The following is a 13,629-nucleotide window of genomic DNA, read 5'->3' as shown; positions in this document are numbered from 1 at the left end:
TCATCAACGGGTTGCGTTAGCGACGCCGAACTTGCGGACTGGGAAAGAATTCCCAGAAACGCGCGGCCGAGACGTCGTTTTAAGTGAGCGGTCCCGCGAAGGCTCAATTGACGCGAAGAAGGGTTGGCCTTGGCACGCACCAACGTTGACGTCCTGCCAGTTGCAACTGACGCAGCTATTTCGAACTCAAGCTTAGCGACCGCCCAAATGTTCGTTATGACGCCCATTCCGCTTGCTGTTGAAGCCGTCGCGCCTCTCGTGTGTCGAGGCACCTCCCCTATCAGGAGGCGCCATCTGAAAGAGTGACAGCGAACTCGGTAAGCCGGACCAAGGATTTCGTCCCCTTCGCGATACGGGCATCGGGTACTTTCCAGTCATGGCTCGTACGACGTTATATCTTTGTTAGCTCCCTCCGAAAAAAACGTTGCATTGTGGATCTATCCGGCACGGTCTGGCAGGTTTTGCACCGCTTTGTACCCGGGTGTCGGGCGTGCCGCCGTATGCTTCCATCCCCGCACTCGGGTCAGAGGCTTGTGTTGCGGCGTTTTCTTGCGGCGCGGGTTGAGAGGCTTGCGGTGTGCCTTGCGAATGCGCAACACCGGCCATGACAAACAGCACGACAGCTGATGCGACTATCAGTGGTGATTTCATGTTGGTTCCTTTATCTACGTTGAGTTTTCCATTCATGCGATTCGTTATTCGCGTACCCTGAGCGCGAAATCCAAGCGCATCGAGCGTGTCGCGCACGAGCCGCAAGACAGATGGTGATCGATTGGTAAGGTTTCCTGAGAGAGCTCGTTTGGAGTTAAAGCAATCAGCCTGTTTACTTCATGCCGACCTACAGCAGTCTTCGCACGGGCCAATGCCGGTTTAGCTCGTCACGACGACCAACCGCTCCGGGTACACTCGACGAATGCCCCCTCAGCGTTGCTGTCATATTCATTCTTGGTCAGGCGAAACGCCGTCGCAACGCACATGTGTAGGTGGTGGACAGCAATCGTCGGCGAAAGATGTATGCACTGTCATCGTCCGATTCCGGTGACATGTCGGATACTCGCCTCCCGACGGCGCTCCTTCCTGAACTGTTTAGGTTTGTAGGATGCCTGCCCTTGACCGTGCGCATGGGCGGACGCCACAGGAGCATGCGGGCAGGCGTCGTACAAACCCCGATGGAGGAAACCGCGGAGTGTCCCGATGCGGCCGGAACCTGTATCGCTATGGGGATTGGAGCGGTCGCATACGACGTCGGGCTGATGGTGAGGTCAGGCGAAGCGGGTGGATGTCGACGGGATGCACGTTGACGAAGCGGTCCGGCCGGCGTTCCTGGCGGTGCACAGGGCGCGAAACCGCCTGATGCATGTGAAGGACGCAACCGTCCGCTATCGGGTCCCGTTGCCGGAGAGCCGACGGTCGGTCTGGACGTCTCGAAACACGTGCGCTCATGCTGCGGCTCGCTGTGCGGGTGGTGCGCGGATCGGTGCGCTGCGCTGGAGGACCTCGATGACGATCATCGGCGCGCCACAGTGCCGGCAGATGAAGCGCGGCGGGAGATTGCCGGGTGGGTCATCGGTAGCGGCGGCCTGCGCGCCGGCGGCCGCGACATGCAGCAGCTCGCGTATCTTCGCGAGATTCTGCCGCCGCACGGGATTGGCGAGCAGGCCATAGTGGCGGATGCGGTGGAAGCCGCCGGGCAGCACGTGCAGCAGGAAGCGGCGCATGAACTCGTGCGCGCCCAGGGTCATGGTCTTGTAGCGGGTGCGCCCCTTCGCACGATAGTCCTTCCAGCGGAAGGTCACGCCGCGTTCATCGAGCGCAACGAGCCGCTGGTTGGAGATGGCCACGCGATGCGTGTAGCGTGACAGGTAGGCGAGCACGGCCTCGGGTCCCGCGAACGGGCGCTTCGCATACACGACCCATTCACATGCGCGTAGCGGCGCGAGCCACTGGGCGAAGACGGCAGGATCGGCGAGCGCGGCGTACTCGCCGAAGAACCGCAACTGGCCACGACGATGCACTGCAGCGAGTTCTTCCAGGAAACGTCGCCGGAACAGCCGTGAGAGCACGCGCACGGGCAGGAAGAAGCCGGGCCGGCAGGCGACCCACCGCTCACCGTCGGGTGACAGGCCACCACCGGGGACGATGCCGTGGACGTGGGGATGGTGTGTGAGTGCCGAGCCCCACGTATGGAGCACCAGCGTCGCGCCAGTCTGCGCGCCCAGATGCTTCGGATCGGCTGCGATGGTACGCAGGGTCTCGGCGGCAACATCGAACAGCAGGCCGTAGATCACCGCCTTGTTGTACCAGGCGATCGCGCTGATCGTGGCGGGCAGCGTGAAGACCACGTGGTAATACTCCACGGGCAGCAGGTCGGCCTGACGTGCCTCGAGCCACCGGTGTGCGGCGCTCGCCTGGCACTTCGGACAATGGCGATTGCGACACGAGTCATAGGAGATCTCCAGCTTTGCGCAGCCGGAACAGCGCAACACATGTCCCCCCAGCGCCGCGGTGCGGCACTGTTCGATGGCCGACATGACCTTCAGCTGTCCCAGGCTCAGCTGTACAGTCTGTCGCCACGCTGGCCCGTGGACGCGGAAGATGTCCGCGACCTCCAGCACGGGGCGCTCCGCGCGGTGCTGGCCTACTCGGAAGGCAGGCGGTCCAGCGGGCTGATCACCTTGCGCAGCAGGTCGGTGGCCACCTGGGTATAGAGTGAGGTGGTCTCGAGCTTCTTGTGCCCCAGCAGCACCTGGATCACACGGATATCCTCCTTCTGTTCGAGCAGGTGTGTCGCGAAACTATGACGCTTATATCGCTGGGTAGATAAGGCAGAGGTTTTTTTGGTTGGCGGTCGCGGCAACCAGCGCATCGCCATGTCGTCGGACCTGATCCGCGACCGGTAATCAAAAAAACGTTTGTGCTAAACCGCTCCGCAGGCGGTGGCCGCTATGGGCATTGAATGACCGCCGCGGTAATTTGTGATGTCTTGCAGGGGTGATCAGACACGGACTTCCGGCGAGAGTGGGAAGCATCACGTGTAAAGGAAGCGGGAATGTGCGCGTGAAGCGGCAAATCACCCGCCATTCTGGAGTACGCTGGTGCGCCAGCAGATCGAAGGCACGAGTGCAGCCGCGTTGGCCTCGTCAGGAAAGGCGAACGTGTACGGAAACAGGTGCGGTGGCAACTAGCGCGCATGGGTGGGACCTGGCGGGGCTCGTGGAAGGCTGCCGGGCATGTCTTCGATGCGGAGCATGTGTCCCTTGCCACATACGGGGCAGTCGCGCAGTGACTTGCCGGTGAGTCGCTGGTAGCGGTCACGGTAGTCTTCCCCGGGCTCGGCTGCGGCAGCAGCGGGAGCCTCGACACCGAGCAGCTGCCTGCAGGTGGCGAGCTTGTCGGCACGGTGGCAGTTGGCGAGCCACCCGTAGCTGCGAATGCGCTTGAAGCCGTCAGGCAGCACATGCAGCAGGAAGCGACGGATGAACTCGTCGGCCGTGAGCGTCATGGTCCTTTGTCTGGACTCGTGCCGGTAGTCCTTCCAGCAGAACTGCACGGTGTGCCCGTCGAAGGCGAGCAGCCGGTTGTTGGAGATGGCGACGCGGTGGGTGTAGCGGCCCAGGTAATCGAGCACGTGTTCGGCACCGCCAAAGGGTGGTTTGGCGTAGACCACCCACTCCGCCCGTGCCGCGGGTGCAAGCCAGGCTGCGAATTCGACGGGATCGCTCAGGGATTCGAACTGACCGTGCAGGCGCAGCCCGCCGGCGTCGTAAGCGCGGCGCAGCTGTTGGAGAAACAGGCGGCGAAAGAGCCGTGACAGGACCCGCACGGAAAGGAAGAAGCCGGGACGGCAGGCGATCCAGCGCTCGCCGTCCGGGGAGATGCCGCCGCCCGGCACAACGCAATGCACATGAGGGTGATGCTGCAGATTCTGTCCCCACGTATGCAGGATCGTGAGGAAGCCGATCTCGGCGCCCAGGTGCTTCGGATCGGCGGCGATCGTGCGCAACGTTTCGGCGCTGGCGCGGAACAGCAGATCGTAGAGCGTCCTCCTGTTCTGGAACGCGAGAGCGGCGATGGTTTCGGGAAGCGTGAAGACGACATGGAAATACTCGGTCGAGGGGAGGAGTTCCGCATGCCGGCGTTCGAGCCATTGCGCGCGGGCGAGTGACTGGCATTTCGGACAGTGCCGGTTACGACACGAGTCGTAACTGATGCGCTGATGGCCGCATGCATCGCACTGCTCGAGATGGGCACCAAGCGCTGCGGTACGACACAGCTCGATGGCACTCATCACGCGTCGCTGCACACGACTGAGCCCCTCGGCATGGGATAGCCGGAAACTGGGCCCACACTGGCGGAAAATGTCCGCCACTTCGAGCGCCGGCCGCATGACTGCGCTCAGAAGTACTCGGGCGCAGGTGGCGGGGATGGAATGGGTGCAGGGTGCGGTAGCAGATCGAAGGGACTGGTGGTGGCGCACACGGTGCTGGTGGCCACCTTCAGGTAACGGCACGTTGTCGATAGGGACCTATGGCCCATCAGCAGCTGGATCCGGCGCACGTCAGTACCGGCTTCCAGCAGATGCGTGGCGAACGCGTGCCGCAAAGAATGGGGTGTCACGGGTTTGGCGATGCCGCTGCGCTTGCGCGCAAGCTCGCATGCGTCGCCCACGGCATGGCGGGTGATGGGCCGCCCCGGAATGCTGCCTGGAAAGAGCCATTCCTTCGGATGGGCGTCCTGCCAGTACAGCCTCAGGATGTCGAGTAGCCTCGGGGAGAGCATTACATAGCGATCCTTACGGTTCTTCCCCTGGTTCACACGGATAACCATGCGCTTGCTGTCGATATCGGTGACCTTCAGATGCACGACTTCCGACACCCGCAGTCCGGCGGCGTACGCGGTCATCAGGATGGTGCGGTGCTTGAGACTGGCGACCGACTCGAAGAAGGTGGTGATCTCCTCCAGGCTGAGGACGACCGGCAGTCGGAACGGCTTCCTCGGCAAGGGAAAATCCTCGTCGCTCCAGTCGCGCTTAAGCGTCACACGGTAGAGAAACCGGAGTGCGCCGATCGTTGGGCCGAGGCTGCCGGGTGCCAGCTTGCGCTCTTCCCGGAGATAGATGAGCCAGGCCCGGATCTCGTCGGGGCCCAGCAGTTCGGGCGAACGGTGAAAGTGACGGGCGTAACTGGATACCTGAATCAGATAGGACTTCTGTGTGTTCTCGGCGAGATTACGGATCTCCATGTCGTGCAACATGCGTTGGCGCAGCGGCGTCATGACTAACCTCCTGGAAGCAGTGGTGGAGCCCGGTTGGGCATCCACATACTGCTCCTGGAGGTATCTGCGTCCCCTCGTTGGGATCCTGCGTCAGCTCACCGCGACAATGAACGTCAGCCATCAGCTCTCGCACTCCTCCCACTACCGCGTCAGCGGTTTAGTACAAGCGGCACTATGTACCCTTCCGGGTTATGTCTTGTAGCCGCGTGATAGCGCGTATTCCCGGGCAAATGCGCAACGCGGGATAGAGATAATCTGGGCTCCTTCCACCCGCTCCCCAGGTCGGGGAAGGAGTTCGTCGTGAAGTACATCATTCATGATCAGGTCGTTCTCTCGCGAGAACCTGAAGGTCCACTCGCAGCCCATTTATCATCCTTTGCCAACTCCATCAGCGCGCAGGGTTACAACGTGTGGTCCCTGAAACGGAAGGTCCGGATCGCCGCATGTTTCAGTCGATGGCTTAAGGCTACGCTGAAAAAGGTCAACGGCATTGGTCGCTCAATCGTTAGATGTGCATGAAACAACAGACCCTTGCGATGGCGGCCGATCAAGGCGCCGGATTTGAACAGTACCGTCGGCCAACCAAACGCGATGTGTTCCTTGAGACGATGGAGCAGATCGTGCCGTGGGCGCAGTTGTGCGAGGTTGTCGAGCCGTACTATCCGAAGGGTCAGGGCGGTCGCCCGCCAGTGGGTCTGGAGCGCATGCTGCGCATGCACTTTCTGCAGCACTGGTTCAACCTGGCCGATGAAGCCTGCGAGGAAGCGCTGCTGGATAGCACCGCATTGCGGCGATTCGTCGGCATTGACCTGGGGCGCGAGCGCGTTCCTGATGGTACGACGCTCTTGAAGTTCCGGCGGCTGCTGGAGCGCAACAAGCTCGGCGAGCAATTGTTCGCCAAGGTCGGCGAGGTACTGCAAGGGCGCGGACTGAAGGTAGGCAGCGGCACCATCGTGGATGCCACCATCATCGGTGCGCCGAGTTCCACAAAGAATGCGGACAAGGCGCGAGATCCCGAAATGCATCAGACGAGGAAGGGCCAGCAGTGGTACTTCGGCATGAAGTTGCACATCGGTGTGGATAGCCAGACGGGTCTGGCACACAGCGCGGTAGTGACAGCGGCGAACGTGCACGACAAGCATCCGCTGCCGGCGCTGCTGCATGGCGGCGAGCAGCGTGTGTACGGTGACAGCGCCTATGCGAGCCAGAAGGAACTCATCGCCAGCAAGGCGCCGAAAGCCAAGGACTTCACCAACCAGCGTGTGCGCAATCGCAGTGGTGAAGTCGATGAAGCCAGGCGCTCGAAAAACCGCAGCAAGTCGAAGATTCGTGCCCGGGTCGAACACGTCTTTGCGGTGGTCAAGCGGCTGTGGGGGTTCGGCAAGGTGCGCTATCGCGGCCTCGCGAAGAACGCCACGCGCGCCTTTACCACACTCGCGCTGGCCAACATCTACATGAGCCGCACGCGGCTGATGGCACAGCTGCGTCCATGAGTAGCCAAAGTGGGTCGAGAGACCCGCTTGCAAGGCCCTTCAGGGCCAGAAAATCGAACCAGTCGGGTCGCTGATCTCGCATTCCGAAATTCAGCGACAAGCTGTTGGCGAAAACGCTGGCTTCTTCAGCGTAGCCTTAAACAGAGAGGTGTCGAAGTACGGGATATCGGCCTCGATCACGCAACACGATATTTACGCTATCGTGCCCTGCATTTCCAGCCTCGCAACGATGATCGGGCAGCGCTCAGACAGCTTATTGATTTTCTTCGTGGCGAAGGCGTGGTTCCGCCTGAGCAGATGGCAACAATTCGGATTTCGCCAGCTGAGCGGTGTGTACAGGAGTACGAGGAGTACTTGCGCAATATTCAAGCTCTCGCCAGAGCCACAATCATTCATTACGTGCCGTTCGTCCGAGAGTTTCTCAAACATCGTTTCGGCGACGGGAAGGTCATGCTATCGAAACTACGTGCGGCCGATGTCGTGCACTTTGTGCAAGTTCAGGCGCCACGACTGCATTTAAAACAGGCGAAGATTATGACCACTGCCCTGCGATCCTTTCTGCGCTATTTGCGCTATCGCGGCGACATTACGCTGGACCTCGCTGCCGCCGTGCCCGTGGTCGCCAACTGGTCGATGCCGTCAATTCCCCGGGGAATCTCAGCAGACCAGACACGGAAGTTGCTGGATAGCATCGATCGACGGACTGCAGTCGGTCGTCGCGACTACGCGATCCTGCTGGTGCTCGCGCGATTGGGGTTGCGCTCCAGTGAGGTGGTCTTCCTCGAGCTCGATGATATTGACTGGGACGCAGGTCAACTGAGCGTGCGCACCAAGGGTGGACAACGCATCGAGCTACCCTTACCTGCGGACGTCGGCAAAGCCATCGCCGCCTACTTGCAACATGGGCGGCCGAAGAGCGCCAGTCGCCGCGTATTTTTACGTGCACGCGCGCACATCACCGGCTTTCGTGGGCCAAGTGGTCTCGGCTGCGTCGTTCGGCGTGCACTTAAGCGCGCTGGCATCGACGCGCCCACAACGGGTGCCCATCAGTTTCGCCACGGACTGGCTACCCAGATGCTGAACCATGGAGCTTCGCTCAGCGAGATTGGCGAGGTGTTGGGTCATCGTCACCCACAGAGCACGATGATCTACACTCGGGTCGACATCAAAGCATTGCGTGAACTCGCGTTGCCCTGGCCCGGAGGTGTACGATGAACGCGCTTCGGCAGGCTGTTCAGGATTACCTCGATCTGAGGCATAGCCTGGGATTCAAATTGAGGGAGGAGAGCACGGCGCTACCAGATTTCGTCGCGTTCATGGAACAGCATCGAGCTTCTTACATTACGCAGACGTTGGCCCTCGCCTGGGCTCGGCAACCCGCAAATGTCCAGCCCGACCGCTGGGCGCAACGAATGAGCTGGTTGCGTGGGTTCGCGCGATATCGTAGTGCTACCGATCCCCGCACGGAAATACCCGCACCGGGTTTATTGCCATTTCGACCGAAGCGGGCTCGGCCGTACCTATACTCGGCCGCCGAGATCCGTAGCCTGCTACAGGCGGCGCTGCAGATGCCATACCACTATGAACGGGGTGCACTGCTGCCCTGGACCTATCATTGCCTGTTCGGGCTGTTGAGCGTGACGGGCATGCGCCTGGGTGAAGTGCGCAATCTCGAACTTCAGGATGTGGATCTGACGGAGGCGATATTGACGATCCGAGGCGCGAAGCTCGGAAAGACCAGACTCATTCCTTTGCATGCCTCGACATGCAAGGTGCTCGCGGACTACATCACGCGGCGTGAGCATCACTGGGCGGGTCGACCGGTATCCCCCTATCTCTTTGTTTCCAGTTGGGGTAACAGGATGGATGTCGGTGAGATCCATCGCACTTTTTATTCATTGTCGCGACAGATTGGTTTGCGCGGGGCATCCGACAGTCGCGGGCCGCGTCTGCACGACATGAGACACGTTTTCGCGACGAACGCACTTGTGCGCTGGTACAAGTCTGGAGATGACCCGGAGCGCCGTCTGCCCATCCTGTCAGCCTACCTCGGCCATGCTCACGTCGCGGATACCCAGTGGTATCTGAACGGCTCGCCTGAACTGATGCGCGAGGCGATGCGCCGGCTCGAACAACTCTGGGAGGACCGGCCATGAATAAAGCTGCCACCTTTGCTCCGTTACTGGAGCGGTTCTTCACGCAGCGCCTGATGCAAGAGCGTCAGGCGAGTCCTCACACCATCGGTGCCTATCGCGATTCCTATCGTCAATTCCTTAAGTTCGTGCAGCAGCGCCTGCATAAGTCACCGTCGCAGCTAAACCTCGAAGACATCGATACTCCTCTGATCGTCGCGTTCCTGGACGAAATTGAGAAGAACCAGGGCGTTAGTGTTCGCACCAGAAATCTGCGCCTCGCGGCGATTCACTCTTTCTTTCGCTACGCCGCTTACGAAGCACCAGACCATGCCGCCCAGATCCAACGGGTGCTTGCCATCCCCAGCAAGCGCTTCACCCGTACGCTGATTCACTTTCTGACGCATCCAGAAGTCGACGCCTTGCTTGCCGCGCCTGATCAAGGCACGTGGTCTGGCCGGCGCGACCACGCCTTTCTATTGGTCGCGGTACAGACCGGTCTGCGCCTGTCCGAGATGACGGGACTCAATCGCGAGGATGTGGTGCTTGGCACCGGCGCACACGTGAGGGTAATCGGAAAGGGTCGGAACTATGACGATCTCGGGAATATGCGCAGTTCCGCGCCACAGACGCCAATTCGTTCTTCTGCGATGGGCTGTGGATGGCGGATCCGTGGTGTGAACTGCGCATAATTACAAGCTTTCCAGGAACTGCATCAAGCGATCGGGCGGTCGATATCGCGCGATTCTGCTGTGAGGTGGTTGCAAAGTATTGAGCGCACGCTCCTTCATCGCGAGGTCGGCCTCGACGTACATGTGAGTAGTCGCTGGGCTTTCGTGTCCAAGCCACAGTGCAATGACACTCAGGTCAACGCCCGATTGCAGCAGATGAGTCCCAGTCGAGTGCCGGATGACATGCGGTGAAATGGGATGGCTTGATAGTTGAGGGCATTGCCTGGTGGCTGTCCGCGCTGCGAGTTTGAGCCGATCCGTAACGTTGGATCGCGTCATCGGGTTCCCCGAGCGATTCGGAAACAGAATCTGATCAGGCGATGACCGGATCCGCGGCAACCAGCTTCTGATTTGGCTCGCGGTTGAGCGCCACAACGGTACGGTGCGCTGTTTCCGGCCTTTGCCGTGGATATGTGCACAGGGCGCCTTATCCAGAACGACGTCACCCACCCGCAGACCGATCAGTTCGGAAACGCGTGCGCCAGTATTGTATAGCGTTGCAAACAGTACCCGGTCCCGCTGCCCGCACCAGGTGTTGGGGTCGGGTGCGGCGAGTAGTGCCTCGATCTCGTCACGCGACAGGTGGCCGATGAGCGGCCTGTCGAAGCGCTTCATTGGGATAGCTAGAGTGCTTTGGATAACAGCCAGCGAAGAAATATCCTTGAGGGCTGCGTACTTCAGAAATGAACGGATGGCAACAAGCCGCGAATTCCGGGTGCGCGCGCAATTATGCCGGTTGTCCTCCAGATGACGAAGGAAGGCCAGCACCAGATCCACGTTGATGTCTGCTAACGCCAGCTCGACAGGCGACTTATGCAGACGCGCCTGAGCAAACTGAAGGAATAGTCGAAAGGTATCCCGATAACTGGCTATCGTCTGCGGGCTGACTGCCCGTTGTTGCATTAGCCGCTCAACGAAGAATTCCTGTAGCAGCGCGGCGAAGTTCGACGACGAACAATGGCTTTGCCTTTTAGACATGACAGACTCCTTCTGTAAAGTGCTCGAAGCGCTGAGCCGCAATTGCCATCAGTTCCGGGATGCCCGTTAGATACCAGTAGGTGTCGGTCACCTTGGCATGCCCTACGTAAGTCGAAAGCATGATCATTGCGTTGTCGACGTCCACCCCTTGCTGGTACCAGAGCAACACCCTTCGGCAGATAAACGAGTGCCTCAGATTGTGGATGCGTGGAGCCGGATGATCACCACGGGCGACCCATCCCAACTGCGAACGCAAGGAACTGAAGACCTCCTCAACGGTACTGATCTTCATGCTGCTTCCGTGCACGATGAAGAAGTGATCGCTTAGCGTGATGGGCCAATCGCGATCCCGCAGCTCTACATAGTGTGCAAGTGCTCGCACGACCGTTTGATGAAGTGGAACGACGCGGGACTTACGATACTTCGTTACCCGAATCATCAGCAGGCCTTGATCGAGGTCGACGTCTGCGCGCCTCAGGTTAAGCGCCTCAGAAATCCGCAGTCCGGTGGCCGCGATCAGCCCGAACAGGGTTGAGTAGGTCACGGGCCGCAGTTTCTCCTTCGAGGGCAACGTCGAAGCAGCGGCCAGCAGTTCCCGGATCTCCTCATCGGCATAGATGTGCGGTGTCAAACGGCGATGGGCTCGGCCGAAAAGATAAAGCGGAGGAACTTCGGTGGCAGGGTCAAATTGCTGGAGATACCTTGCGAACGGGCGAACGATCTCAATCCGACGCGCCCAGGTAAAGGGCACCTGACTTGATGCAGATCGAGCCCAGGACGCTGCCAGTTTTACGGTGAGCGGCCCCTGGTGGCCGATCCGGTCGGCAAAGCAGGCAAAATCAAGAAGCCGGCGTCCCGTACACCGCAGGTCAAAACCAAGGCGGCGTCTTGACGCAAGGTAGTCCTCGGCGAGCGATAGCATTCTCACTGAACGTTTCATGATTCGCTCCCCGGCCAGGGCAGCGCGACCTTGGCAAGGCTCCTGATATCGACCGTGGTGTAAATCGCGGTAGTATCGAGGCTGCGGTGTCGAAGGATATCGGCGATTTCCTTCATAGGGACTCCAGCGTTAATCAGCCGACTGCCTACGCTGTGCCGCAATACATGGGTTCCCCTGCAGCGTGGATCGCTGCCGCATCGCGCATGAGCGGCACGGACGGTATTGCGAACGACGCTCGAGCCGACGGGTTCGGTAAGTGGAGCGCGATGCCGCAGAAATACCGCCCGGCTATCGGAGACCGGGCGCCCGTCAGTCAGGTATTGAGCAATTGCGCGCCCGGTCCGGGGCGGCAACGGAAGCACATCTGTTCGCCGCGCCTTGCCTGCTGATAACCGCAACGTCCCGTCGTGCCAGTTCAGGTCGTCCAGCTGTAGCGAAGCGACTTCGCCGGCGCGTAGTCCCAGGTCGACCATACACCGGGCCATTGCGTAGTCTCTGCGGCCGATCGCGGATTTGCGATCGAATGCGTTAAGAAACCGTTCCAGCTCCGCCTCACATAGCGAGTCTGGTAACGATGCGAACCGCCACTGGGCGATTTGTGGAATCGCGGCAATAAGGCACCGGACGTGATCTCCGTGCATTCCTCGGAAATGCAAGTAGCTCCGTAGTGCACTCCCAAGGACTTTGCCGGTGCTCGGCTTGCATCCTTCGAGGTGGCTGACTACAAATCGATGAACATGTTCCGGTTTGACCTGTGCCATAGTGATTCTCGATGCACCGAATCGCTCCGACAGGAACGTCCGTACGATGCGTGTACGCAACCTTCTCGTAGATGCGGCCAGCCCGCAGACCTGGTCAAGGTGTGCGTCAAATTCCCTGATCTCCTCCCGTATCAGACGGGGTGTGAAGTCGGGCTGATGGCGTATGTCCGCCCTCTGGCGCAGCACGACAAGCAGATGCTTTAGGGCTACGCTGAAGAAGCCAGCGTTTTCGCCAACAGCTTGTCGCTGAATTTCGGAATGCGAGATCAGCGACCCGACTGGTTCGATTTTCTGGCCCTGAAGGGCCTTGCAAGCGGGTCTCTCGACCCACTTTGGCTACTCATGGACGCAGCTGTGCCATCAGCCGCGTGCGGCTCATGTAGATGTTGGCCAGCGCGAGTGTGGTAAAGGCGCGCGTGGCGTTCTTCGCGAGGCCGCGATAGCGCACCTTGCCGAACCCCCACAGCCGCTTGACCACCGCAAAGACGTGTTCGACCCGGGCACGAATCTTCGACTTGCTGCGGTTTTTCGAGCGCCTGGCTTCATCGACTTCACCACTGCGATTGCGCACACGCTGGTTGGTGAAGTCCTTGGCTTTCGGCGCCTTGCTGGCGATGAGTTCCTTCTGGCTCGCATAGGCGCTGTCACCGTACACACGCTGCTCGCCGCCATGCAGCAGCGCCGGCAGCGGATGCTTGTCGTGCACGTTCGCCGCTGTCACTACCGCGCTGTGTGCCAGACCCGTCTGGCTATCCACACCGATGTGCAACTTCATGCCGAAGTACCACTGCTGGCCCTTCCTCGTCTGATGCATTTCGGGATCTCGCGCCTTGTCCGCATTCTTTGTGGAACTCGGCGCACCGATGATGGTGGCATCCACGATGGTGCCGCTGCCTACCTTCAGTCCGCGCCCTTGCAGTACCTCGCCGACCTTGGCGAACAATTGCTCGCCGAGCTTGTTGCGCTCCAGCAGCCGCCGGAACTTCAAGAGCGTCGTACCATCAGGAACGCGCTCGCGCCCCAGGTCAATGCCGACGAATCGCCGCAATGCGGTGCTATCCAGCAGCGCTTCCTCGCAGGCTTCATCGGCCAGGTTGAACCAGTGCTGCAGAAAGTGCATGCGCAGCATGCGCTCCAGACCCACTGGCGGGCGACCGCCCTGACCCTTCGGATAGTACGGCTCGACAACCTCGCACAACTGCGCCCACGGCACGATCTGCTCCATCGTCTCAAGGAACACATCGCGTTTGGTTGGCCGACGGTACTGTTCAAATCCGGCGCCTTGATCGGCCGCCATCGCAAGGGTCTGTTGTTTCATGC

Annotated in this window: 12 protein-coding genes and 1 pseudogene; 4 read left to right on the top strand and 9 right to left on the bottom strand. The window is 60.3% G+C overall.

Going from position 1 to position 13,629, the window contains the following annotated elements; all coding sequences use genetic code 11:
- Positions 1-402 precede the first annotated feature (402 nt).
- From HF916_RS08505 to HF916_RS08485, 5 genes and pseudogenes are all read right to left on the bottom strand, one after another.
- Complete coding sequence (locus tag HF916_RS08505) at positions 403-687, bottom strand: hypothetical protein (RefSeq protein WP_240975190.1); 285 nt, start codon at positions 685-687, stop codon at positions 403-405.
- A 752-nt stretch (positions 688-1,439) separates the two neighbouring features.
- Positions 1,440-2,615, bottom strand: a complete 1,176-nt coding sequence (locus HF916_RS08500) for an IS91 family transposase (RefSeq protein ID WP_168788489.1) — start codon at positions 2,613-2,615, stop codon at positions 1,440-1,442.
- Between the two features lie 23 nt (positions 2,616-2,638).
- Positions 2,639-2,803, bottom strand: a pseudogene (locus tag HF916_RS08495) (tyrosine-type recombinase/integrase); the annotation flags it as partial.
- 378 nt (positions 2,804-3,181) lie between these two features.
- Positions 3,182-4,387 carry an IS91 family transposase gene (locus tag HF916_RS08490; protein ID WP_168787612.1) on the bottom strand — a complete coding sequence of 402 codons (1,206 nt, stop codon included), beginning with the start codon at positions 4,385-4,387 and terminating at the stop codon, positions 3,182-3,184.
- A gap of 8 nt (positions 4,388-4,395) precedes the next feature.
- The gene (locus HF916_RS08485) at positions 4,396-5,274 is read right to left on the bottom strand and encodes a tyrosine-type recombinase/integrase (RefSeq protein WP_168787613.1); all 879 of its coding nucleotides are present in this window, start codon (positions 5,272-5,274) and stop codon (positions 4,396-4,398) included.
- Positions 5,275-5,789: 515 nt separating this feature from the next.
- On the opposite strand from HF916_RS08485, the gene HF916_RS08480 reads away from it, so the two are divergent.
- The 4 genes from HF916_RS08480 (at position 5,790) to HF916_RS08465 (ending at position 9,591) form a co-directional block, all read left to right on the top strand.
- Positions 5,790-6,767 (top strand): IS5 family transposase, encoded by a 978-nt coding sequence (locus HF916_RS08480; protein WP_168787361.1) that lies wholly within the window; start codon positions 5,790-5,792, stop codon positions 6,765-6,767.
- 354 nt (positions 6,768-7,121) lie between these two features.
- Complete coding sequence (locus tag HF916_RS08475) at positions 7,122-7,982, top strand: site-specific integrase (protein WP_206001715.1); 861 nt, start codon at positions 7,122-7,124, stop codon at positions 7,980-7,982.
- Positions 7,979-8,923, top strand: a complete 945-nt coding sequence (locus tag HF916_RS08470) for a tyrosine-type recombinase/integrase (RefSeq protein WP_168787615.1) — start codon at positions 7,979-7,981, stop codon at positions 8,921-8,923. Before HF916_RS08475 ends, HF916_RS08470 begins: the two co-directional genes overlap by 4 nt.
- A complete protein-coding gene (locus HF916_RS08465) occupies positions 8,920-9,591 on the top strand; it encodes a tyrosine-type recombinase/integrase (RefSeq protein WP_168788487.1) in 672 nt (223 codons plus the stop codon). Before HF916_RS08470 ends, HF916_RS08465 begins: the two co-directional genes overlap by 4 nt.
- On the opposite strand, the gene HF916_RS08460 is transcribed toward HF916_RS08465, so the two are convergent.
- From HF916_RS08460 to HF916_RS08445, 4 genes are all read right to left on the bottom strand, one after another.
- Entirely contained in the window at positions 9,592-10,608 is a 1,017-nt protein-coding gene (locus HF916_RS08460) for a site-specific integrase (protein ID WP_168787993.1), read from the bottom strand.
- Positions 10,601-11,548 (bottom strand): tyrosine-type recombinase/integrase, encoded by a 948-nt coding sequence (locus HF916_RS08455; protein ID WP_168787992.1) that lies wholly within the window; start codon positions 11,546-11,548, stop codon positions 10,601-10,603. The genes HF916_RS08460 and HF916_RS08455 overlap by 8 nt, the downstream gene beginning before the upstream one ends.
- Positions 11,545-12,189 carry a site-specific integrase gene (locus HF916_RS08450; protein WP_240975430.1) on the bottom strand — a complete coding sequence of 215 codons (645 nt, stop codon included), beginning with the start codon at positions 12,187-12,189 and terminating at the stop codon, positions 11,545-11,547. Before HF916_RS08450 ends, HF916_RS08455 begins: the two co-directional genes overlap by 4 nt.
- Positions 12,190-12,649: 460 nt before the next feature.
- Positions 12,650-13,627 (bottom strand): IS5 family transposase, encoded by a 978-nt coding sequence (locus HF916_RS08445; RefSeq protein ID WP_168787361.1) that lies wholly within the window; start codon positions 13,625-13,627, stop codon positions 12,650-12,652.
- Positions 13,628-13,629: the final 2 nt, after the last annotated feature.

It is taken from the genome of Paraburkholderia aromaticivorans, from assembly GCF_012689525.1.
Taxonomy (GTDB): domain Bacteria; phylum Pseudomonadota; class Gammaproteobacteria; order Burkholderiales; family Burkholderiaceae; genus Paraburkholderia; species Paraburkholderia aromaticivorans_A.
The sequence above is the reverse complement of the archived record's forward strand: the minus strand, read 5'-3'. Positions and strand labels throughout refer to the sequence as shown.

Excerpts from the sequence above, each read along its gene's own strand:
- HF916_RS08505 (WP_240975190.1), bottom strand. The coding sequence starts at position 687 with ATGAATGGAAAACTCAACGTAGATAAAGGAACCAACATGAAATCACCA.
- HF916_RS08490 (WP_168787612.1), bottom strand. The coding sequence starts at position 4,387 with ATGCGGCCGGCGCTCGAAGTGGCGGACATTTTCCGCCAGTGTGGGCCC.
- HF916_RS08485 (WP_168787613.1), bottom strand. The coding sequence starts at position 5,274 with ATGACGCCGCTGCGCCAACGCATGTTGCACGACATGGAGATCCGTAAT.
- HF916_RS08480 (WP_168787361.1), top strand. The coding sequence starts at position 5,790 with ATGAAACAACAGACCCTTGCGATGGCGGCCGATCAAGGCGCCGGATTT.
- HF916_RS08470 (WP_168787615.1), top strand. The coding sequence starts at position 7,979 with ATGAACGCGCTTCGGCAGGCTGTTCAGGATTACCTCGATCTGAGGCAT.
- HF916_RS08465 (WP_168788487.1), top strand. The coding sequence starts at position 8,920 with ATGAATAAAGCTGCCACCTTTGCTCCGTTACTGGAGCGGTTCTTCACG.
- HF916_RS08460 (WP_168787993.1), bottom strand. The coding sequence starts at position 10,608 with ATGTCTAAAAGGCAAAGCCATTGTTCGTCGTCGAACTTCGCCGCGCTG.
- HF916_RS08455 (WP_168787992.1), bottom strand. The coding sequence starts at position 11,548 with ATGAAACGTTCAGTGAGAATGCTATCGCTCGCCGAGGACTACCTTGCG.
- HF916_RS08450 (WP_240975430.1), bottom strand. The coding sequence starts at position 12,189 with ATGCACGGAGATCACGTCCGGTGCCTTATTGCCGCGATTCCACAAATC.
- HF916_RS08445 (WP_168787361.1), bottom strand. The coding sequence starts at position 13,627 with ATGAAACAACAGACCCTTGCGATGGCGGCCGATCAAGGCGCCGGATTT.